Genomic DNA, 19,085 nt, shown 5'->3' with positions numbered 1-19,085 from the left:
GGCTCAGCCCACACGCTCGTAGAAGAAGCGCGTCAGGTGGAAGAACACCGGCGCGGAGAAGCACACCGAGTCCAGACGGTCGAGCATGCCGCCATGGCCCTCGATCATCTGGCCCCAGTCCTTGACGCCGCGGTCGCGCTTGATGGCCGACATCACCAGGCCGCCGGCGAAACCCATCAGCGTGATGGCCAGCGCCATGCCGGCCGCCGCCAAGGGCGTGAAGGGCGTGATCCACCACAGCGCCGCGCCCAGCGCGGTGGCGCTGGCGATGCCACCGACGAAGCCTTCCACGGTCTTGGACGGCGACACGTTGGGCGCGATCTTGTAGCGACCGAGCAGCTTGCCCCACACGTACTGCAGCACATCGCTGGACTGCACGACGAGGATCAGGAACACCACCAGCAGCAGGTTGCGATCCTCGAAGCCGGGAATCTTCAGCGCCAGCAGGGCCGGCACATGCGAGATCGCATACACGCAGATCATCAGCCCCCACTGCGTCTGCGTCGCGCGCGCCAGGAAGTTCGTCGTGTCATGCCCCAGGCAGGCCAGGAAGGGCATCAGCAGGAAGGCATACACCGGCACAAAGATCGAGAACATGCCGTACCAGTCGTACCACACGAACAGGTACTGCAGCGGCAGGAAGAGGAAGAAACAGGCCAGCAGCGCAAGGTGATCGCCACGCCGCGTGTGGCTGAGGGTGATGAACTCGCGCAGCGCGAAGAAGGACACCAGGCCGAACAGCAGCACCACGCCGGTACGCCCACCCAGCAGTGCGAGCCCGATCACCGCCACCATCACCCACCAGGCATTGATGCGCGCATTCAGGTTGGCAACGACCGAGTTTCCGGCGCCCAGGCGCCAGCGCAGCAGCGCGCCGATGAGGCTGGCGAACACCAGCACGGCGCCGATGCCCATGAACAAGGTCAGCGTCGGCACGCGGGCCGCCTCGGGCACATTGGCAGAAATGACGGGCAGGCTGGCGCTCAGGCTCATGATCGGCTTCGCAGGTCGAGGATGGTTTGGCGGGCACGCGTGAGGAAGTCCGCCTTCGGCTCCTCCGCCCCCAGGGCGATCGGTGTACCGAAGGTGAGGATGCATACCAGCGGAACCGGCAGCAGCTCGCCCTTGGGCATCACGCGGTTGAGGTTTTCCATGCGTACCGGCACCAGCTCCAGCGCAGGGTTGGCGCGCGCCAGGTGATACAGGCCGCTCTTGAAGGGCAGCATCTCGTCGCCAAGCGAGCGCGTCCCCTCGGGGAAGAAGATCAGCGAGTCACCGGCATCCAGGGCCGCCTGCAGGGGCGCCAGCGGATCGCCGCCGGCCTCGCGCCCGCCGCGCTCGACCAGCACGCCACGGAACACGTGGTGGATCAGGTAGCGCCGCAGCGGCGTGGCGTTCCAGTAGTCGGCGCCAGCCACCGGCCTCGTGCGGTAACGCAGCGCGGGCGGCAACAGGCCCCACAGCAGCAGGAAATCGAGGTGACTGGAGTGGTTGGCGAAGTACAGCCGCTGACTGGGCTGCGGTCGGCACCCGACCCAATTGGCATAGGCGCCGGTGAGCAGACGGGCCAGGCCGATCAGGAAAAGGCCGACGCCGCGCGCCAGCAGACGATCAAACATGGCGAGCCCCCCAGGCGGCCAACAGCAGCACAAACTCCACCCCGACGATCAAGCCCAGGCGCGTGACCAGCCTGCGTGTCGCGGCGGCGCGTTGCGTCAGTGCGCGCGCATCGACGCCCGCGCGCAGGCCCAGGCGCGCCAGTGCCGCGTCGAAGGCGGGCAGCGGCTCGGCGCCGGGCGCCGCGGCATACTGCCTCGCCAACTGTTCGAACGCGACGATATCGAAATGGATGCGCAAGCCTTGCCAGGCCAGCGCGAAACCGCCAGCCAGACCCAGACCGAACAACAGGCTGGCCAGCCCGGGCTGGCCGGACTCGGCGCCCAGCAGACCCCATCCGGCCAGGGCGCACAGCAGCCAGCCGAAACCCTGCAACCCACGGCTGCTGCGCAGGAAGGCGACGGTGAGTTCGGCGAGTTGCTGATCGGCGTTCATGCGGACAGGGTGGCTGTGCGTGGACCAAGCTGCGCCAGATTCTGCAGCGTCGCCGCTGACAGTACCACCGCCGGCCGCGCAGTGCGGACGCGCGCCACCGCAGCCTCCAGGCTGTGACCACGATGGCAGATCAGCCAGGCGGCCACGGCAGCGGCGCTGCGCGAGAAGCCCAGGGCACAGCACACCCACACCGCGCCCTGGTGCGCGCGCGCCGCCTGGTGGGCCGCCTCGATGTGCGCGGCCACCCGCTGCAAAGACGCGGGCGAAGGCGGTAGCAGGTCCAGCCAGGGCTGCGCCTGGTAGCCGAGGGCCTGCCCTGGTTGAGGCAGCTCGGCACACAAGTCGACCACGCTGCGGATGCCATGTGCATCGAGGTGCTCAGCCGTCGGCTGGCGGCCGAGGAACACGTCGTCCAGTACGGCGGCCCCCGCAGGCAGGCGGCGCGTCCACCACCAGACGTTGATACGCGCTGCGACCAGATAAGGCCCCAGCACCATCCAGCTACGCCAGGGCAGGCGGCCAGCGCGCTTGGCGAAATGGCCGGCCTCGCCGCACAGGTAGATCGCCCCGACCCAGGCCAGCGCGCCGGCGAGCCAGTAGGCCAGCCAGGCACTCAGGGAGGGGAACAGGGCGTAGCCCAGCACGCCAGCGAACAGCGCAGCGCCGAGATAGCACAGGGCCAGCCAGCGGCGCGTGGCGTCCTGCCCGCGCCAGCGCCATGCGGGGCGCGATGGGAAGTCGGCATCCGGCACCAGCAGGAGACAGCAGGCGCCGGCCCAGAAACCGATGAACAGATCGATGCTGTGATGCTGCCAGGTGGTGAGCACCGACACCGCAATCAGCGCAAACCACCCATGCAGCAGCGCACGCCAGTGAGGCGCTGCGAGCAGGCTCGCATAGTGCCGCCACAGCACAACCAGCAGGCAGATGTGCAAGGACGGCGCCTGGTTGTAGGGCAGGTCGAAGTTGGCCAGCGCATCGAACAAGGCGCCGAACAGACCGCTCGTATCGGGCTTGTCGAAGGTGAAGCGCAGCGGCCACAGCAGGAAGCCGGCGATGCAGATGGCCTGCGCCGCCAGCAGGCGCTTGCCCAGTACGAACAGCTCGGCCTTGCTGCGCGAGGCGAACAGCGCGATGCCGTAGAGGAAGTCGATCGACCAGTACGGCAGGATGGTCCAGGCCAGGAACGGAATATGCCGTTCCCAGCCGAACACATAGCTGCTCACATCGTCCCGCTGTGCGGTGAAGCTGTTGACGCTGTTGTAGCTGGTGAAGAACAGCAGCCCCAGCGCGAGGCCCCACACACAGGCCCAGCCCCAGGGGCGAGGTGGCGCGCCCGGGGCGTCGGGTGCGGACTCAGCCCGCACGTTGCGCGATCGACACGGTGAAGATGCCCCACTCATCCGCCAGCGTCTGCAGCTTGCGGAAGCCAGCGGCGGTGACGAGCTGATCCATCTCGGCCTGCACCCGCCGGCGCATCACCCAGGGCTTGCCATCGCGGTGGCTGGACAGCACCCGCGCGATGAACTCCAACTGAGGATGCCAGGGCTGGCCGGTGTAGAGGAGATAGCCTCCCGGTAGCACCGCGTCCGCCAGACCGGCGAGCGATTCGCGCAGAAGGGCATTGTCGGGGAACAGTTCGTACAAGCCTGAGACCACGGCCACTGTCGGGCGGGGCTGGAGCGAGGACAGTGAAGCACGATCGAAGGCATTGCCCTCCACGAAGCGCGCCACGCCCTGCAGCCCCTTGGCCGCGATCAGTGCGCGCCCCTGCTCCACGTTGAGCGGGCTGTAGTCGCGCAGCAAAACCGAGTCTGGCTGCTGCGGCAACTGGGCGATGCCTTCGAGGATGTAGCGCCCGTGCCCGGCCGCGATGTCGAGCACATGCACCGACTGCCCCGCCTCACGCAACGCCGCGATGGCCTGCTGCAACAACTGCTCGACATGCCGCTTGCGCTGGCGGATGCCGCGCCAGCCGATGGCATCGAGGTAGTTGCGGTCGAACAATCTGCCGAACAGCCCGAGGCCCCGCGCTTCGTTGCGATACACATAGTCCAGCGTGCTGCCCGAATCGAAGCCGGTCGACCAACCCAGGCGCACGCCTTCGGACAGACGGCCCAGCGTGGCCATCGACAAGCGAGTCAGGCCGAACATCCAGCGCTTGGAGCTCCACATCGGCAAGGGCTGCTCCAGGCGCTTGTACTCGTCGTAGCTGTAGCCGCTGCGATGCGCGTCCAGCAGATCGGGGCGTTGCGGCGCCTCGGCAAAGCGCGCGAGCAGGAAGCTGCGCAGCTTGGCGATCGCCAGATGACGGTCCTTCTCGCCCAGGGTGTCGTGGAAGAAGCCATCCAGCACGTGGCGCTCCTTGATCTTGCTGCCCAATCCGTCGAAGAAGGCATGCTGCGGGCCGTGATGCACCACCCAGTCGGCGCCGGAGATCAGCAATTGCGTCGGCACGTGGATGGCGCCGGCATCCGACACCACACGCTCGGCGGCCTGGTACAGCGCGAGCAGGATGTTGACCGAGATCGGCCGCGTGATCAGCGGATCGCTGTTGTAGGACGCGATGCGCGCCGGGTCGTGGGTGAGGAACTTCGCCTTGACGTAGGAGTTGACGAAGAAGTTGCCGCGCAGCTTGTGCATCAGCGCCAGGCCCGGCACGGCAAACGGCACGTAGAGCTTGACCTTGAAGGCGGGCGAGGCAAGCGACATGCAGCGGATGTCCGGCGCGTAGTCATGCACCCAGGTGCTGACCAGCACCGCGCCCACGCTCTGCGCAATGACACCGACATCACTCAGCGCGACCCCGCTGTGTTGCGCGGCGAAGCGCACGAACTCATCCACATCGCGCACCGAGCGACCGAAGCTGGGGCTGAATCCGCGCGGGCCGGGAGAGCGGCCATGACCGCGTGCGTCCCAAGCGTAGAACGCGAAGTCGGGCAGGTCCAGTTCATCGACGACATGCGCCATGCGTGCCGAATGCTCGTGCCCACGGTGGAACAGCACGATCACGCCGCGTGGCGTGCCGCTCTGTGCGGGCCAATGGCGGTAGAAGAGCGACTCGCCATCACTGGTTACGAACTGTGCTTCAACGATAGGTCGACTCATGCACACTCCATGGCACCCAGGGTGCCTGTCCGAAAGAAAGGAACTCAGCCTTGCGCCTCGCGCAGACCTTGCTGCACGCGACGCCAGATGGTGAGGCCACACAGCGCGGCCAACAGCGGAAAGACGGCCGCCTGCCAGCCTTGCGGTGGCAGACCCAGTGCCACGGCCAGTGCCAGTGCACCGATCGCGAAAGCCCGGTCGCTCTTTCCGAAGGGGCCGTCATAGCGGCGCGAAGCACCGACCATGAGGCCGACCACGCCGGTCATCTCGACCACGATGGAGAGCGCGATGAACACCCCGACCCACAGCGGCGCAAAGTGCGGCAGGAACGCAAAGGGCAGGTAGAGACAGGCATCCGAGATCACATCGGTCAGCTCGTTGAGGTAGGCGCCGAGTGCCGACTTCTGCCCGAACTCACGCGCCAGCATGCCGTCGATGGCATTGAAGGCCATCCGCAGGAACATCCACACGGGAATCCACAGGAACAACGCGGGCTGCGGCCGCACGCTCAGGGCGAGGCCCAGCGCGACCGAGATCAGGCAGGCCAGCAGGGTGACCTGGTTGGCGGTGGCGCCCGCGCGATGCAGGACGCGAACAAGTGGGCGCAGCAGGGACTGGAACTTCGGTTTGAGTGCGTAGATGCTCATGTCAGGGCGCCGAACATGCGCCACCCTCATTTAGTGTCGCGGGCAGTGTCCAGCAGCGCCCGACATTTCACAACGTACAGGTGGGCAAGCCAGCGCTGCGTCATGCCGGCCACCGCAGCTTCACATCCTGCTTGACCCTCCTACAAGGGGAAGCTCCACGCTCGACGCTCCATGAACACAAACAGGAGAGTTGGAATGGAATTCATCGTCAACGACATGACATGCGGGCACTGCGCCAGCGTCATCACCCGCGCCATCCGTGAGCTGGACCCCGACAGCAGCGTGCGTATCGACCTGCCGTCGCATCGCGTGGAGGTCAGCAGCGCGGAGGACCGGGAAGCCATCCGCCAGGCCCTGATTGCCGCTGGCTACACGCCAGACTGAGCGCACTGGGACGGAGCAGCGGCCTGTTACTCCGCCATGCCGTCCTGCGCCGGGGACTCGGGTGCCTCGACGCGGCGCACGCTGACCTGCACGTCCATGCCGGCGAAGTCCTGCGCCGCGCCGAACCAGGAGCCCGACACAGGGGCGGCCTGCTCCGGCTTGCGCGTGTAGGCGACGCGAATGAGGTCGCAGCCGCCCACCAGGGTGTTGGTGGGATCGTAGGGCACCCAGCCGGCACCCGGCAGATAGACGTGCAACCAGGCGTGCGTGGCGCCAGCCCCCAGCACGACCGGCTCGTCGCGGCTTTCGACCTGGCGCACGCCCTGCTGCAGCGCCGTGTTACGCACCGGTGGCGCGAGCGGCGTGTCGAGCGCCTTGTCGTAGAGGTAGCCGGAGACGAAGCGTGCGGCCAGCCCCAGGTTGCGTGCGCATTCCATCATCAGCAGCGCGAAGTCGCGACAGGTGCCTTGCTTGAGCGCCAGGGTTTCGGCGGGGCGCTGGGTGCCCATGGCATCACGCGACTGGTACTTGAAATCGCTGCGGATGGCCGCGTTGAGGTTGCCGAGGATGTCGCGCGTGTGGATCGTGCCGCGCTGTGGTAGGAACTGGGTCAACCACTCGCGTACCAGGGGCTGATCCTCCGGGTACTGCGGCGGCAGGAAGTTGGCCAGGTCCAGGCGGTCCTCGTCGGCGTACTGGAAGGGGTAGTGCTCGGCCTCCGGCGCCAGCGGCAGCTCCAGGTTCTGTACCCCGAAATGCTCGATCACGAAGCGCGAGCGCAGCGCCAGGCGTTCCGCCGGCACCAGGGGCTCCACCACGGCGACGGAATTGGAGAACACGTCGTGCACCCAATATTGCCGGTGATGTGGCTCAACCTCCAGGCTTGCCGAAAGCACCCGGATGTCATGCGCCGCGCGCGGCCGGAACATCACGCGATGGGGCGAGAACTCCACTGGCTTGTGGTAACGATAGGTCGTGAGGTGCTCGACTTCGAGGAATACCGACATCTCCAACTCCCTTCGTTTCGCCCGCGCTCAGCGGGGCAGATGATTCAGATCGGCCCAGCCCGCCCACATCATCTCGATGCCGATGCACAGCAGGATGAAGGCCACCAGGCGCATCATGACCATGGTGCCGATCTTGCCCAGGCGCTGCAGCAAGGGCGGTGCGTAGCGATAGCTGAAGAACACGACGGCGGCGGTGATCGCGGCGCCACACATGGCCACCGCCACGCCGGTCAGATACAGCGCGGGCGTCGAGGGAAACTTAGTGCCCAGTGCGATCGAGGCGGCGATCGAGCCCGGCCCGGTGGTCAGCGGAAAGCTCAGCGGGAAGAAGCTGCGCTGCACCACCTCGGCCTCCGACACCTCACCGGCGCTGTCGGCGACCGCGCTGTGTACCTCGTCCTGTACACCGGAGTGCAGCAGGCGCCAGCCCGTCACTGCAACCAGCAGGCCACCGCCCAGGCGCACGATGGGCAGCGAGATGCCAAACAGGTCCAGCACATAAGTGCCGACCAGCATCGAGAGCGTGATGATGAACCACGCATTGAGCGCAATCTGGCGCGCCATGCGTCGCGCCAGCTCGGCGTTGCCGCCGGTCATGGCGACGAAGATGGGGGCGCTGCCCAGCGGGTTGATGATGGGCAACAAGGTCAGGGGCACCAACAGGGCCCATTGCAGGAAGTCCAGCAGATACCGCATGAATGCTCCGACAGGCGCGGCATGCCCGGCTGGCATGCTGTGGCACTGTAGCGCTGCGCCCGACGGCGGGAAAGAGGGCATGCCGAAAGAAAACGGCCGGGACAGGCCCGGCCGTTCTCAACTTGTTGTCGCCGACGATCAGGCCGTCACGGCGTTCTTCTCTGCTGGTGCTGGGGTACGGATCAGGTAGTCGAAGGCCGACAGCGCCGCCTTCGCACCTTCGCCGGTGGCGATGATGATCTGCTTGTAAGGCACGGTCGTCACATCACCGGCAGCGAACACGCCCGGCACATTGGTCTGGCCCTTGGCGTCGACGATGATCTCGCCGTGCTTCGACAGCTCCACCGTGCCCTTGATCCACTCGGTGTTGGGCACCAGGCCGATCTGCACGAACACGCCTTCCAGTTCCACATGCTTCGACTCACCACTGGTCCGGTCGGTGAAGGTGATGCCGTTGAGCTTGGTGCCGTCACCGGTCAGCTCGGTGGTCTGCGCCATGGTGTGGATCGTCACATTGGGCAGGCTCTTCAGCTTGGCGACCAACACCGCGTCGGCGCGCAGTTGCTCGCCGAACTCCAGCAGGGTCACATGCGCCACGATGCCGGCCAGGTCGATGGCCGCCTCGACACCGGAGTTGCCGCCGCCGATCACCGCCACGCGCTTGCCCTTGAACAACGGGCCATCGCAGTGCGGGCAATAGGCCACGCCCTTGTTCTTGTACTCCTGCTCGCCGGGCACGTTCACATTGCGCCAGCGCGCGCCGGTGGACAGGATGACGCTACGGCTCTTCAGCACGCCGCCGTTCTCCAGCTCGATGCTGACGTAAGCGCCCGGCTCGCTGGGCGGCACGAGCTTCTTTGCACGCTGCAGGTTCATAATGTCGACGTCATAGGCGCGCACATGCGACTCCAGCGCGGCGGCGAACTTGGGCCCCTCGGTCTCCATCACGGAGACGAAGTTCTCGATCGCCAGCGTGTCGTTGACCTGGCCACCGAAACGCTCGGCCGCCACGCCGGTGCGGATACCCTTGCGTGCCGCATACACGGCCGCCGCAGCGCCGGCCGGGCCACCGCCGACGATCAGCACATCGAAGGGCTCGCGTGCCGTCAACTTGGCTGCGTCGCGTGCAGCGGCGCCAGTGTCCAGCTTGGCCACCAGCTCCTCAACGGTGATACGTCCAGAGTTGAAGTGCTCACCATTCAGATACACGCTGGGCACCGCCATGATGTCGCGCGCCTTCACCTCGTCCTGGAACAGGCCGCCGTCGATCACGACGGTCTTCACCTTGGGGTTGTAGATCGCCATCAGGCTCAGGGCCTGCACCACGTCCGGGCAGTTGTGGCAGGTCAGCGACATGTAGACCTCGAAATTGAAGTCGCCGTCGAGCGCCTGGATCTGCTCGATCACCTCCGGCTCCACCTTGGGCGGATGGCCGCCGGTCCACAGCAGGGCCAGCACCAGCGAGGTGAACTCGTGGCCCAGCGGGATCGCGGCGAAGCGCAGGCTGCTCTGCGAGCCGACACGCTGCAGGGAGAAGGAGGGCCGGCGCGCATCCTGACCATCGGTGCGCAGGCTGATCTTGTCGCTCATCGACTCGATCTCCTGCAGCAGCTCCAGCATCTCGCGGGCAGAGGCAGAATCGTCGAGCGAAGCAACGATCTCGAAGGGCTGCGTCACGCGCTGCAGATAGGCAGCCAGTTGTTCCTTGATACCTGCGTCCAGCATGATGATGTCCTTTCGTGTTCCGGCCCGTCACTTGTGGCGGCGGGGCGATATAGGGGGAGATTCTCGGGATCTCGTTGAAAGCGTCCGGCGCCGGGCGCTTTCAGCGAGACCCCGTGGGGTTTCGCTGTGGGGGTGGGGGTACTGCTTGTTTTAAATGCTTATAGCTCTTGCCGAGCCATTGCTGATCCGGCAGCCGTCGCGAGCGGGCCGAGGTCGAAACGAGGAGCGGAAGCGTACGACTTGTACGCTGAGCACTGGAGTTTCGAGATCGGCCCGCGCAGTAGGCTGACGGGCCGGCAATCAGATCTTGCCGACCAGATCCAGGGACGGGGCGATGGTCTTGGCACCGTCGTTCCACTTGGCCGGGCACACTTCACCCGGGTGGGCGGCGGTGTACTGGGCGGCCTTCAGCTTGCGCAGGGTTTCCTTGACGTCGCGGGCGATCTCGTTGGAGTGGATTTCCAGGGTCTTGATCACGCCGTCCGGGTTCACCACGAAGGTGCCGCGCAGGGCCAGGCCTTCTTCCGGGATGTGCACGCCGAAGGCGTTGGTCAGCGCGTGGGTGGGGTCGCCCACCAGCGGGAACTTGGCCTTGCCCACGGCCGGCGAGGTCTCATGCCACACCTTGTGCGAGAAATGGGTGTCGGTGGTGACGATGTACACCTCGGTGTTCAGCTTCTGGAACTCGGCGTAGTGTTCGGCGGCATCTTCCACTTCGGTCGGGCAGTTGAAGGTGAAGGCGGCCGGCATGAAAATCAGCACGGACCACTTGCCCTTCAGGGAAGCCTCGGTCACCTCGACGAACTTGCCATTGTGGAAAGCCTGGGCCTTGAACGCGGGGACTTGGGTGTTGATCAGGGACATGTCGTTTCTCCTGTGAAGTAGATGAGTGGTTGAGCAACGGGATGAATACTACAGAGCACAACTGAATAGCTCTAATTGATTGTTGCCATGCAATCAATTGACCGCAGCTATTACCGGCCTCAGTCAACCGAGTCGGGATGACTCAGCCTAGACTTGCTTCATTGCAGCAGCCAGACAACATAGGTGGGGACATGGGCATCGAACACAAGCCGATCCGGCGCGGCGGCATCAAATCCGCCGGCTACGACCGCAGCGCGCGCATCCTGGAGATCGCCTTCGACAACGGCCAGGTGGTCCAGTACAGCGGCATGGGCGAGGAGATCGCCCGCCGCTTCCTCTCCAGCGGCTCGCCCGCCAGCTATTTCAAGGACACGATAGAGGAGGAGTTCAGCGCACGGAGGGTGAAGTAGGTGAGGCCCTGGCGGGCCCTGTGCCACCTTGGCCTCGCCCTCCTGCTGGGCCTGGCGCGGCCGGCCACGGCCGTCGAAATCGAGTTGCGCCTGCCCAGCTTCAACTCTGGCGCCCATCTGTACTACCACCGCCTGCTGGAAGCGGCGCTCACCGCCAAGGGCCATCGCTTGAGCATCGTGAGCCTGCCGGAGATTCCGCAGACCCGTCGTCACCGCATGCTGGAGACCGGCGAGTTGAGTCTGCAATGGATGCTCCAGACCAGCCTGCGCGACAGCCTGTACCCGCGCGTGAACCATGCCCTGACCGGCGGCCTGATCGCCCAGCGCGTGCTGCTGGTACCGCCGGGCGACGAAGGTCGCTACGCCCGCGTGCAGAATCTGGCCGATCTGCAGGCCGGCAAGCTGGTGGCGGGCATGGGCAAGGACTGGTTCGATGCCGAGGTGTGGCAGGCCAACCGGCTCGCGGTCTTCCTGCAGGAGGGGGACTGGCGCCCGCTGTACAACATGGTGGCGGCGCGCAATCGCGGCATCGACTACTTCCCGCGCGGCGTCATCGAAGTCCTGCCCGAGCTGCGGCAGTACCCCGGGCTGGCGCTGGAGCCGCGTCTGCTGCTCGTCTACGACCGCGACTTCATGTTCTACCTTTCGCCTGCGGCGCGGCATCTCAAGCCGCTGCTGGAAGAGGCCCTGCGCGAGGCGGAGCGCAGCGGCATCCAGCAGCGCCTGCTACAGGAACACTTTGGCGCCGACCTGGCGCGCCTGCAACTTGAGCGCCGCGTGCGCATCCACCTCGTCACGCCGGGCGGCTTGTAGTCCCTCGCTCAGCCGAGAATCCACCAGGCCAGCAGGAAGAAGGCGACCGAACCGCCAACCAGCAGGTGCTTGCGCTGCACCCCCTGAGGCTCGGCCTGCTGGGCCGCCAGGTTGTCGCGCAGCCGGAACATCCAGGTCGGCACGCCGCCCTGGTCGGCCGGCGTGGCCGGCGCCACGGCCTTGCGCAGGCCCTGCATCAGGGTGGTCACCGCCCCCAGGGCGGAAGCATCCATACGGCGGGCCTTGAGCGGCGCCTTGGCAGACGACCCGGCCGGCGTCGCGGCCGCCGCCGCCCCCATCTCCAGCCCGCAGGTACGGCAACGCGGGCCGGGCAGTTGATGGCGGCCACACTGCGGGCACTTCACCTGCAGGGCGTTGTGGACCGCCGGCCTGGCCGGGGTGGCGGCATGGGCATCCATCGCCGGCACGGCAATTCCCTTGGGCTTGAAGTCGGGCACCACGCCCTCCTCGGCCTCGGGTTCGGGCTGCCCCAGAATGTCGGACTGGACCAGGGCGGTGCGGATTGCCTGCGACATGTCGAGCTGGGTCCGCACCAGGTCCGCCAGCGGCTCCGAACGGGCCGCGGCCTGCGCGGCCGCCGACCCGACCTCGGGCACTGGCACCGTCTCCACCTCCAGCTCGACCAGCATGCCGATACGCGCCAGCTCGGTCACGTAGCGCGCCCCCAGATCGGCGCTGACACCGCGCTTGAGCACCACCTTGCCGCCACCGAACATGCGGTCGAGCTGCGTGGCCGGCACGCGCAGGCGGCGCGTCGCGGCGCGCATCACCAGTTCGCGCTGGTAACCGCGCAACAGCTTGCCCCAGAACACGACCTGGAAAGTGGCCAACACGGTCGGCTCGGCCTCCTGCGGCAGCACCTCCAGGCGGGCGTCCAGGCCCAGGCGGCGCAGTTCGTCCAGGTAGGGCAGGCCCCCTTCCTCGGTCACCGCTTTCTTCAGGATGATCTTGCGGCCGGAGAACATGCGCGCCAGTTGCGCCTCTCCCAATTGAAGGCGTGCCGCCACGCCACGGCGTACCTGCTCGGCCTCGAAACCCGCCAGCAGCCCGCCTTTGAAAACGACCCGATACATGCGCAAACCCCTCCCACCCTGCCGGCAGGTGCAGCCCGCCGTGCCTGAAATAAGTGGTCGGATTATGCCGAAAGGCATACCCGGGGGAAGCGCGGGCGCACGCCGTCCGTCGAACGGCGCCTAGACGGGCGTCAAATGCATCACGAAAAAGGCCGGGGCGGCCGTTTCAGCGCAACAAGAGGATCAGCAGGACCAGCAGGACCACCCCGCCGACAATCATGAGTTTCTTGCGCCGCGCCGCCTCCGGATCGTCGCCCACCGGCGCAGGCACAGGCCGGGCGAGCGCTTCGGCCAGGGATGCTGCCGGTGCCACCGCGGGCGCGGCCTCCGGCTCTGCCTGCGGCTCCGGCACGACGGCGGCCAGCGGCTCCAGCGTCAAGCCCGGTGCGACCGCCGGGGCGGCGGCAACAAGGGGCGCTGGCGGAACGGCCGGCGCGGGCGCAGCCGCCGGGGGCACCAGCGCCGGGGCAAGCGGCTCGACGGTTTCGCCCGCCCCCACCACCTGCAGGGCCGGCACCAGGGCGCTCGCCAGTTCGCCGTCCAGCGCCGCGCCACAGCGGCGGCAGCGTGGCGCTGCCGGCTGGCTGTGGTTGCACTGCGCGCAACGCAGGTAGGGCACGGCCTTGTCCGTCTCCAGGGCGCCCGGCTTCTCCACCACTGGTTCAACCAGCGGCGGCAGCGGCGCGTAGTTCATCTGCTCGACCAGGCGTGCCGGATCGACCAGCAGGGTCGCGGCATGGTCGATGCTGTCATCCATGGGCTCCGGCAGTTCGCCGCTGGCCAGCAGGTGCTGCGGCATCTCGAACTGGGTGGCGGTCAGGGCCGCCAATTGGGCCTCGCTGACCGGGTTGATGCGGGTCTGTTCGCCGCCGACGTCCTCCAGGTCAGGGATCGCGCCCGCCACCTTGGCCTGCGGATCGGGCAGAGCGAACGCAGCAGGCGCCATCGCCACGGGGGGTGGCGGGGCCACCGGCCTGGCCGGCTGGGGCGGCACGCTGACCGCCGCACTCTGCTCGTCGACCAGGGCGGTCTGCATGCCGATGCCCGCCAGCTCGGCCATGTAGCGACGCCCCAGGCGCTCGCTGACGCCGCGCTTGAGCACGACCTTCTTGCCGGAGAACAGGCGCGTGACCTGCTCGGGGCCGATGCTGAGACGTCGCGCCGCCGCCACCGCGACGGCATCCTTGTCGAAGCCTTCGACCAACTGGCCGGTAAACACGACCTTGTAGGTCATAACGGGCTGCGCGGGCGGCTGGGCATCCAGCTCCACCAGGCGCGAGGCCATGCCCAGGCGATGCAGTTCGCCCAGGTAGCGCTGGCCGGCGGCGGCATCGACAGCCTTCTTCAGCACGATGGGACGACCATCGAACACGCGGTCCAGTTGTGCCTCGCTCATGCGCAGGCGGGTTGCCGCATGCAGGCGCACTTCCTGCGGGTCGAAGCCCGCCAGCAACTTGCCACTGAACTCGACGTTGTAGGTTCCCACGATGCCCCCGGAGTTGGTCTGATTTCTGCCGCGTATGCACGCGATTTTGATGTTTCAGCGATTATGCATACTCGCAGCCCCGGCGGATACCTCCGGCCCCGCGGCAGCAGGCGCCGCGCGGGGCCTCGACCGAACGCAGGCCTCAGCGGCGCGCCTCGAAGACCAGGTTGAAGGGGGTGTGGAAGGCGCGGCGGAAGCGGCTGAAGCCGGCGCGGCTCACCACCTCGCGCAGGCGCGCTTCGCCAGCCTGGGCACCCAGGGCCAGCCCGCCCTCCTGGGCCAGTGAGCAGGGCGTGCAGATCAGCGTGGAACCGGCGTAGTAGGCACGACCGACCGGGTTGAGGTTCTCCTCCACGCGATCACCCGCGTAGGGTTCGACGATCATCCAGGCTCCCTCCGGCGCCAGGCTGCGCAAGACGTGGCGCGAGGCGCCGACCGGGTCACCCATGTCATGCAAGGCATCGAACACCGTGACGAGGTCGTAGTCGCGCCCGGGGAAGTCCTTGGCGCTGGCCACCTCGAAGCGGCAGCGCTCGGCCACGCCGGCCGCCGCCGCGCGCCGCCGCGCCTCGAGCACGGACGCCTCGTGGGTATCGAAGCCGACCAAGTAGGCCTGCGGATAGGCCTGTGCCATCAGGATCGTTGAAGCACCGTGGCCGCAGCCGATGTCGGCCACCGTGGCGCCGGCGCGCAGGCGGGCCTCGACCCCTTCCAGTGCCGGCAGCCAGGTGTTGACCAGGCTGCCGATGTAGGAGGCGCGATAGAAGCGCTCCACGCCATGGAACAAGGCATGGTCGTGCTCATGCCAGCCGATGCCGGCGCCGCTGCGGAAGGCCTGCGCCAGCTTGTCGGCGACGCGGCCGGCGGCGAGCGCAACCTGGAAGCCGCCGACGATGAAGGCGGGGCTGTCCTCCTCGGCGAAGGCCAGCGCCTGCTCGGGGCTCAGCAGGTAGTGGCCGCTGTCCGCCTGATAGCTGACATAGCCCGACGCAGCCTGGGCGTTGAGCCATTCGCGCACATAGCGCTCCACCGTGCCGGTGTGCGCCGCCAGTTGCGCCGAGCTCTGCGGGCCGTGCTCGGCGAGCGCGCGGTACAGACCCAGTTGATCGCCCAGCAGGACCAGTGGCGCGATCGACACGGCACCGATATCCACCACGGCGCGGCCAAGCAGTTCGTTGAGCTTCTGTTCATCGAAGGAAGTGTTCATAGGAGGCTCCCAAAGGGTTTGAAGGAAGCGCCATGCTGCTCGGCCACCCCGGCGCCGGCTTTGCCGCGCCACCGCCATGCTTGGCCGCGCGGCCAGCGCGGTCAGCCCGCTTGCCCCAGCGGCCGGATTCCTTGCCCGACACGCCAGCCACCCCCCAAGACGCTTGCCTGCGGACCGCACTCGCGGAATCATCGCGTCACCATGGACGCCCTCTCCGAACTGCTGCGCGCCGTACGCCTGTCGGGTGCGATGTTCTTCAACGCCCGCTGCGCCGCCCCCTGGTGCGTCAGCTCGCCGCCTTCGCAGCGCTTCGTCCGCCATGTGGCGAGCGAGGCCAGCCATCTGATCGAGTTTCATTTCATCGCCGAGGGCCGCGCCTACATCCGCGTCGGTGGCGAGACCACGCCGCTGGCGGCCGGCGACATCGTGATGCTGCCGCATGGCGACGCCCATCACATGGGCAATGGCCTAGCCACGGACGTGATCGACGGCGAAGCCTCGGCCGCCGCGCTGCTCAGCGGCGCGCTGCGACTGTCGCGCCTGGGCGAGGGCGAGGGCGAGGCGACCCACCTGATCTGCGGCTACCTCGCCTGCGAGGCGCGCCTGATCCAGCCCTTGATCGCCGGCCTGCCGCGCGTAGTACGCGTCAACATCCGCCACGACGCCTATGGCCGCGTGCTGGAAGAGATGATCCGCCACGCCCTCGCCCAGCTCGGCGAGGACGCGCCCGGCAGCAAGGTCATCGGCGCGCGCCTGGCCGAGGTGCTGTTCGCCGAGAGCCTGCGCCGCTACCTGCTGCAACAACCACCAGGCGGCACGAGCTGGCTGGCCGGTGCGGCCGACCCCGCGCTGGGGCGCGCCCTGGCCGCGCTGCACCGGCGCCCGGCGCATGCGTGGACGCTGGACGAGCTGGCAAAAGACGCGGGCCTGGCGCGCTCCAGCCTGACCGAGCGTTTCGCCCGCCATTTCGGTCAGGGACCGATGAGCTACCTGGCAGACTGGCGCCTGGAGCTGGCCGCTGACGCCCTGCGCAGCAGCAGCCGCAGCGTCGTGCAGGTTGCCGCCGAAGTGGGCTACGACTCGGAGGCCGCATTCAACCGCGCCTTCAAGCGCCGCTTCGGTCTGCCGCCGGCGCGCTATCGCAAGCAATGGCGGGCGGAACATGAGCGGACGGAGCAGCCCGTGCCCCCCACCGGACAAGACGGAGAGGAGACGACATGCTGGAGATCGACAAGGCCTGGATCGGCTGGCTGAAGCACTACGTGCAGCACCAGACGGCGCCCGAGCTGCTGCTCAAGGCGATGACCCAGCTCGGTTTCGACGCCGCCACCGCCGGCTACCTGGTGGCCCAGGCGGTGTCGCGGGGCCAGGCGCAGGTGCCGCTGCCGAGCCGGCCGGTGGTGCCGCCCTACCCCTTCCACGACGGGGCCGGCGCGGACTATGTGAATGACATCCTGCCGGTCGCCACGGGCACGCACATCGACGCTGGTGACCGCATGGTCGAGGTGCGGCAGCGCTTCGCCCGGCCGTACGCGATCGAGTTCGCCAAGGTGCTGTCGGACGAGGAGTGCGCGGCGGTGATCGAACGCGCGCGACCGCGCCTGAAGCCCTCGACGATCATCGACCCGGTCAGCGGCAAGTCGAAGGCGGACCCCATCCGCGTCAGCGCCGGCACCGTGTTCAAGCGCGGCGAGGACGCGCTGATCGCGCGCCTGGAGACACGCCTCGCGCGCCTGCTGAACTGGCCGGTGGAGAACGGCGAGGGCTTCGCCATCCTGCGCTACGGGGTGGGCGACCAGTACCACCCGCATTTCGATTACTTCCCGCTGCAGAACCCCGGCAGCTACCTGCGCATGGAGTCGGGCGGCCAGCGCTTCTCCACCTTGATCCTGTACCTCAACGAGGTCGCGGGCGGCGGCGCGACGCACTTCCCGGATGCCGGCATCACGGTGCAGCCCCAGCGCGGTGGCGCGCTCTACTTCCAGTACTGCAATGCCGCCGGCCAGGTCGACCCGCTGAGCCGTCATGCGGGTTTGCCGGTCACCGCGGGCGAAAAATGGATCATGACCAAGTGGTCGCGCCAGCGGCGCTTCGGCTGAGCACGACGGGCCGTTTGTCCCGCCGCTGTCATGCCGCGGTGCTATACCGAAGCTCCTTCATCCGATCTGCAAAGGAGTGGTCATGAGTCTGTTCGGCAAGATTCTCGCGAAACTCGGATTTGGCGATGCGAACAAGCCCGCCGCCCCCGCTGCAGCGCCCGCGCCTGCGGCGGCACCCGCCGCCCCGGCCGCCCCGGTGGCAATCGCTGTGGTGGATGTCGTCGCCCAACTGGAAGGGCTGGCGGCCAAGCACGCCGAGAAACTGAACTGGAAGCAGTCCATCGTTGACCTGATGAAACTGCTGGGTCTGGACAGCAGCCTCGCCGCGCGCAAGGAGCTGGCAACCGAGCTGGGCTGCCCGGCCGACAAGATGGGCGATTCAGCGCAGATGAACATGTGGCTGCACAAGACCGTGCTGCAGAAGCTGGCCGACAACGGCGGCAACGTGCCGAAGGACTTGCTGGACTGAGCCGCGCAGCACGCCGCACGGGCCGGGCCTTGCCCGGCCTTTTTTCTTCCGGTCGCCCACGCCCGGCACCGACAATGCCGGCCAGCCACGCCGACTCGCTACACTGGAGACCCCCTCACCCTCCGGGCCGCCTGCCATGACGAAACGAACCCTCGCCCCCCTGGCCGCACTGGGCGTGCTGCTGGTACTCGCCTTCCTGCTGAACCCCTCGCCGGAACGCCACCGCACGCGCATCAAGGAAAGCATCGCCGAGAACAGCCCGTTGGCCGGCGTGCTGGGCATTGGCTCCGTCACCGCCTTCGTGTCGAACTATCACTCGCTGGGCATCGCCTCCTACACCACCGCCGGCGAGCGCACCCTGTCGGTCGGCGCGCTGGGCATGGTCTTCGTGCTGCAGTGAAGGAGCCGACATGACGCTGCGCATCGGCATCCATGTGTTCGACCAGGTCGAGGTGCTCGACTTCGCCGGTCCCTACGAGGTGTTCACCACGGCGACGCGGGTGCACGCCCGCAGCACGCCCGGCGCACCGCTGTTCGAGGTGTGCACGATCAGCCACCGTCAGGCCCCTGTCAGGGCACGTGCCGGCCTGCTGGTGCAGCCGGATCACAGCTTCGCCGACCACCCGCCGCTGGACGTGCTGATCGTGCCGGGCGGCGTGGTGACGGACGAGCTGGCCCGCCCCGAGGTGGCGCCGTGGATCGCCACGCAGGCTGCACGCGTGCGCATCACCGCCTCGGTGTGCACCGGCGCCTTCCTGCTGGCGCAGGCCGGCCTGCTGACGGGCAAGGCGGCCACCACGCACTGGGAGGACATCGCCGATCTGCGCGCCATGTTCCCGGGCCTGGCGGTGCGCGAAGGTGTGCGCTGGGTGGACGAAGGACCAGTGGTGTCTTCCGCTGGCATCTCGGCCGGCATCGACATGAGTCTGCATCTGGTGGAGCGCCTGGGCGGACGACTCCTGGCCGAGCGCACGGCGCGCCAGCTCGAATTCGACTGGACGGAGAATCCCTGAAGGCGGCATTC

Annotated in this window: 21 protein-coding genes; 8 read left to right on the top strand and 13 right to left on the bottom strand. The window is 67.7% G+C overall.

Annotated features, from left to right (window positions below; genetic code table 11):
• Positions 1–3: 3 nt before the first annotated feature.
• From NMB43_RS01580 to NMB43_RS01555, 6 genes are read right to left on the bottom strand one after another with little or no spacing between them, the layout of a single operon-like run.
• On the bottom strand, positions 4–993 hold the full coding sequence (locus tag NMB43_RS01580; protein WP_494350405.1) for a phosphatidate cytidylyltransferase: 990 nt from the start codon (positions 991–993) through the stop codon (positions 4–6).
• A complete protein-coding gene (locus tag NMB43_RS01575; RefSeq protein WP_494350404.1) occupies positions 990–1,619 on the bottom strand; it encodes a lysophospholipid acyltransferase family protein in 630 nt (209 codons plus the stop codon). The genes NMB43_RS01580 and NMB43_RS01575 overlap by 4 nt, the downstream gene beginning before the upstream one ends.
• The gene (locus NMB43_RS01570) at positions 1,612–2,052 is read right to left on the bottom strand and encodes a hypothetical protein (RefSeq protein WP_494350403.1); all 441 of its coding nucleotides are present in this window, start codon (positions 2,050–2,052) and stop codon (positions 1,612–1,614) included. Before NMB43_RS01570 ends, NMB43_RS01575 begins: the two co-directional genes overlap by 8 nt.
• Positions 2,049–3,419: a dual specificity protein phosphatase family protein gene (locus NMB43_RS01565; RefSeq protein ID WP_494350402.1), complete on the bottom strand. Its 1,371-nt coding sequence runs from the start codon at positions 3,417–3,419 to the stop codon at positions 2,049–2,051. The genes NMB43_RS01570 and NMB43_RS01565 overlap by 4 nt, the downstream gene beginning before the upstream one ends.
• Complete coding sequence (locus NMB43_RS01560; RefSeq protein WP_494350401.1) at positions 3,409–5,160, bottom strand: bifunctional alpha/beta hydrolase/class I SAM-dependent methyltransferase; 1,752 nt, start codon at positions 5,158–5,160, stop codon at positions 3,409–3,411. The genes NMB43_RS01565 and NMB43_RS01560 overlap by 11 nt, the downstream gene beginning before the upstream one ends.
• Before the next feature lie 44 nt (positions 5,161–5,204).
• Positions 5,205–5,807, bottom strand: a complete 603-nt coding sequence (locus tag NMB43_RS01555; RefSeq protein ID WP_494350400.1) for a CDP-alcohol phosphatidyltransferase family protein — start codon at positions 5,805–5,807, stop codon at positions 5,205–5,207.
• 195 nt (positions 5,808–6,002) lie between these two features.
• On the opposite strand from NMB43_RS01555, the gene NMB43_RS01550 reads away from it, so the two are divergent.
• On the top strand, positions 6,003–6,191 hold the full coding sequence (locus NMB43_RS01550; protein WP_494350399.1) for a heavy-metal-associated domain-containing protein: 189 nt from the start codon (positions 6,003–6,005) through the stop codon (positions 6,189–6,191).
• Positions 6,192–6,217: 26 nt separating this feature from the next.
• Here NMB43_RS01550 and NMB43_RS01545 read toward each other — a convergent pair whose 3' ends face one another.
• From NMB43_RS01545 to ahpC, 4 genes are all read right to left on the bottom strand, one after another.
• On the bottom strand, positions 6,218–7,198 hold the full coding sequence (locus NMB43_RS01545; RefSeq protein WP_494350398.1) for a transglutaminase family protein: 981 nt from the start codon (positions 7,196–7,198) through the stop codon (positions 6,218–6,220).
• A gap of 27 nt (positions 7,199–7,225) precedes the next feature.
• On the bottom strand, positions 7,226–7,894 hold the full coding sequence (locus NMB43_RS01540) for a MarC family protein (RefSeq protein WP_494350397.1): 669 nt from the start codon (positions 7,892–7,894) through the stop codon (positions 7,226–7,228).
• Between the two features lie 138 nt (positions 7,895–8,032).
• Positions 8,033–9,619: an alkyl hydroperoxide reductase subunit F gene (gene ahpF, locus NMB43_RS01535; RefSeq protein ID WP_494350396.1), complete on the bottom strand. Its 1,587-nt coding sequence runs from the start codon at positions 9,617–9,619 to the stop codon at positions 8,033–8,035.
• Positions 9,620–9,919: 300 nt separating this feature from the next.
• Positions 9,920–10,483 carry an alkyl hydroperoxide reductase subunit C gene (gene ahpC / locus NMB43_RS01530; RefSeq protein WP_494350395.1) on the bottom strand — a complete coding sequence of 188 codons (564 nt, stop codon included), beginning with the start codon at positions 10,481–10,483 and terminating at the stop codon, positions 9,920–9,922.
• A gap of 191 nt (positions 10,484–10,674) precedes the next feature.
• On the opposite strand from ahpC, the gene NMB43_RS01525 reads away from it, so the two are divergent.
• Both NMB43_RS01525 and NMB43_RS01520 read left to right on the top strand, forming a co-directional pair.
• Positions 10,675–10,893, top strand: coding sequence for a KTSC domain-containing protein (locus tag NMB43_RS01525; protein ID WP_494350394.1), 219 nt, complete (start codon positions 10,675–10,677; stop codon positions 10,891–10,893).
• Positions 10,894–11,706 carry a hypothetical protein gene (locus NMB43_RS01520; RefSeq protein WP_494350393.1) on the top strand — a complete coding sequence of 271 codons (813 nt, stop codon included), beginning with the start codon at positions 10,894–10,896 and terminating at the stop codon, positions 11,704–11,706.
• An 8-nt stretch (positions 11,707–11,714) separates the two neighbouring features.
• Here NMB43_RS01520 and NMB43_RS01515 read toward each other — a convergent pair whose 3' ends face one another.
• From NMB43_RS01515 to NMB43_RS01505, 3 genes are all read right to left on the bottom strand, one after another.
• A complete protein-coding gene (locus NMB43_RS01515; protein WP_494350392.1) occupies positions 11,715–12,800 on the bottom strand; it encodes a hypothetical protein in 1,086 nt (361 codons plus the stop codon).
• Between the two features lie 166 nt (positions 12,801–12,966).
• Positions 12,967–14,286, bottom strand: a complete 1,320-nt coding sequence (locus tag NMB43_RS01510) for a hypothetical protein (protein WP_494350391.1) — start codon at positions 14,284–14,286, stop codon at positions 12,967–12,969.
• 142 nt (positions 14,287–14,428) lie between these two features.
• Entirely contained in the window at positions 14,429–15,493 is a 1,065-nt protein-coding gene (locus NMB43_RS01505; protein ID WP_494350390.1) for a class I SAM-dependent methyltransferase, read from the bottom strand.
• A gap of 201 nt (positions 15,494–15,694) precedes the next feature.
• Here NMB43_RS01505 and NMB43_RS01500 point away from each other — a divergent pair, with 201 nt between their 5' ends.
• The 5 genes from NMB43_RS01500 (at position 15,695) to NMB43_RS01480 (ending at position 19,074) form a co-directional block, all read left to right on the top strand.
• Positions 15,695–16,747, top strand: a complete 1,053-nt coding sequence (locus NMB43_RS01500; RefSeq protein WP_494350389.1) for an AraC family transcriptional regulator — start codon at positions 15,695–15,697, stop codon at positions 16,745–16,747.
• Positions 16,711–17,592: a 2OG-Fe(II) oxygenase gene (locus tag NMB43_RS01495; protein ID WP_494350388.1), complete on the top strand. Its 882-nt coding sequence runs from the start codon at positions 16,711–16,713 to the stop codon at positions 17,590–17,592. The genes NMB43_RS01500 and NMB43_RS01495 overlap by 37 nt, the downstream gene beginning before the upstream one ends.
• A gap of 82 nt (positions 17,593–17,674) precedes the next feature.
• Positions 17,675–18,061 (top strand): DUF3597 domain-containing protein, encoded by a 387-nt coding sequence (locus tag NMB43_RS01490; RefSeq protein WP_494350387.1) that lies wholly within the window; start codon positions 17,675–17,677, stop codon positions 18,059–18,061.
• Positions 18,062–18,197: 136 nt separating this feature from the next.
• Entirely contained in the window at positions 18,198–18,461 is a 264-nt protein-coding gene (locus NMB43_RS01485) for a hypothetical protein (RefSeq protein ID WP_494350386.1), read from the top strand.
• A 10-nt stretch (positions 18,462–18,471) separates the two neighbouring features.
• On the top strand, positions 18,472–19,074 hold the full coding sequence (locus NMB43_RS01480) for a DJ-1/PfpI family protein (protein WP_494350385.1): 603 nt from the start codon (positions 18,472–18,474) through the stop codon (positions 19,072–19,074).
• Positions 19,075–19,085: the final 11 nt, after the last annotated feature.

Source organism: Uliginosibacterium sangjuense, assembly GCF_059132465.1.
This window is presented reverse-complemented; position numbering and strand designations above follow the sequence as displayed.

Excerpts from the sequence above, each read along its gene's own strand:
- NMB43_RS01580 (WP_494350405.1), bottom strand. The coding sequence starts at position 993 with ATGAGCCTGAGCGCCAGCCTGCCCGTCATTTCTGCCAATGTGCCCGAG.
- NMB43_RS01575 (WP_494350404.1), bottom strand. The coding sequence starts at position 1,619 with ATGTTTGATCGTCTGCTGGCGCGCGGCGTCGGCCTTTTCCTGATCGGC.
- NMB43_RS01570 (WP_494350403.1), bottom strand. The coding sequence starts at position 2,052 with ATGAACGCCGATCAGCAACTCGCCGAACTCACCGTCGCCTTCCTGCGC.
- NMB43_RS01560 (WP_494350401.1), bottom strand. The coding sequence starts at position 5,160 with ATGAGTCGACCTATCGTTGAAGCACAGTTCGTAACCAGTGATGGCGAG.
- NMB43_RS01555 (WP_494350400.1), bottom strand. The coding sequence starts at position 5,807 with ATGAGCATCTACGCACTCAAACCGAAGTTCCAGTCCCTGCTGCGCCCA.
- NMB43_RS01550 (WP_494350399.1), top strand. The coding sequence starts at position 6,003 with ATGGAATTCATCGTCAACGACATGACATGCGGGCACTGCGCCAGCGTC.
- NMB43_RS01545 (WP_494350398.1), bottom strand. The coding sequence starts at position 7,198 with ATGTCGGTATTCCTCGAAGTCGAGCACCTCACGACCTATCGTTACCAC.
- NMB43_RS01540 (WP_494350397.1), bottom strand. The coding sequence starts at position 7,894 with ATGCGGTATCTGCTGGACTTCCTGCAATGGGCCCTGTTGGTGCCCCTG.
- ahpF (WP_494350396.1), bottom strand. The coding sequence starts at position 9,619 with ATGCTGGACGCAGGTATCAAGGAACAACTGGCTGCCTATCTGCAGCGC.
- ahpC (WP_494350395.1), bottom strand. The coding sequence starts at position 10,483 with ATGTCCCTGATCAACACCCAAGTCCCCGCGTTCAAGGCCCAGGCTTTC.
- NMB43_RS01525 (WP_494350394.1), top strand. The coding sequence starts at position 10,675 with ATGGGCATCGAACACAAGCCGATCCGGCGCGGCGGCATCAAATCCGCC.
- NMB43_RS01515 (WP_494350392.1), bottom strand. The coding sequence starts at position 12,800 with ATGTATCGGGTCGTTTTCAAAGGCGGGCTGCTGGCGGGTTTCGAGGCC.
- NMB43_RS01505 (WP_494350390.1), bottom strand. The coding sequence starts at position 15,493 with ATGAACACTTCCTTCGATGAACAGAAGCTCAACGAACTGCTTGGCCGC.
- NMB43_RS01500 (WP_494350389.1), top strand. The coding sequence starts at position 15,695 with ATGGACGCCCTCTCCGAACTGCTGCGCGCCGTACGCCTGTCGGGTGCG.
- NMB43_RS01495 (WP_494350388.1), top strand. The coding sequence starts at position 16,711 with ATGCTGGAGATCGACAAGGCCTGGATCGGCTGGCTGAAGCACTACGTG.
- NMB43_RS01490 (WP_494350387.1), top strand. The coding sequence starts at position 17,675 with ATGAGTCTGTTCGGCAAGATTCTCGCGAAACTCGGATTTGGCGATGCG.
- NMB43_RS01485 (WP_494350386.1), top strand. The coding sequence starts at position 18,198 with ATGACGAAACGAACCCTCGCCCCCCTGGCCGCACTGGGCGTGCTGCTG.
- NMB43_RS01480 (WP_494350385.1), top strand. The coding sequence starts at position 18,472 with ATGACGCTGCGCATCGGCATCCATGTGTTCGACCAGGTCGAGGTGCTC.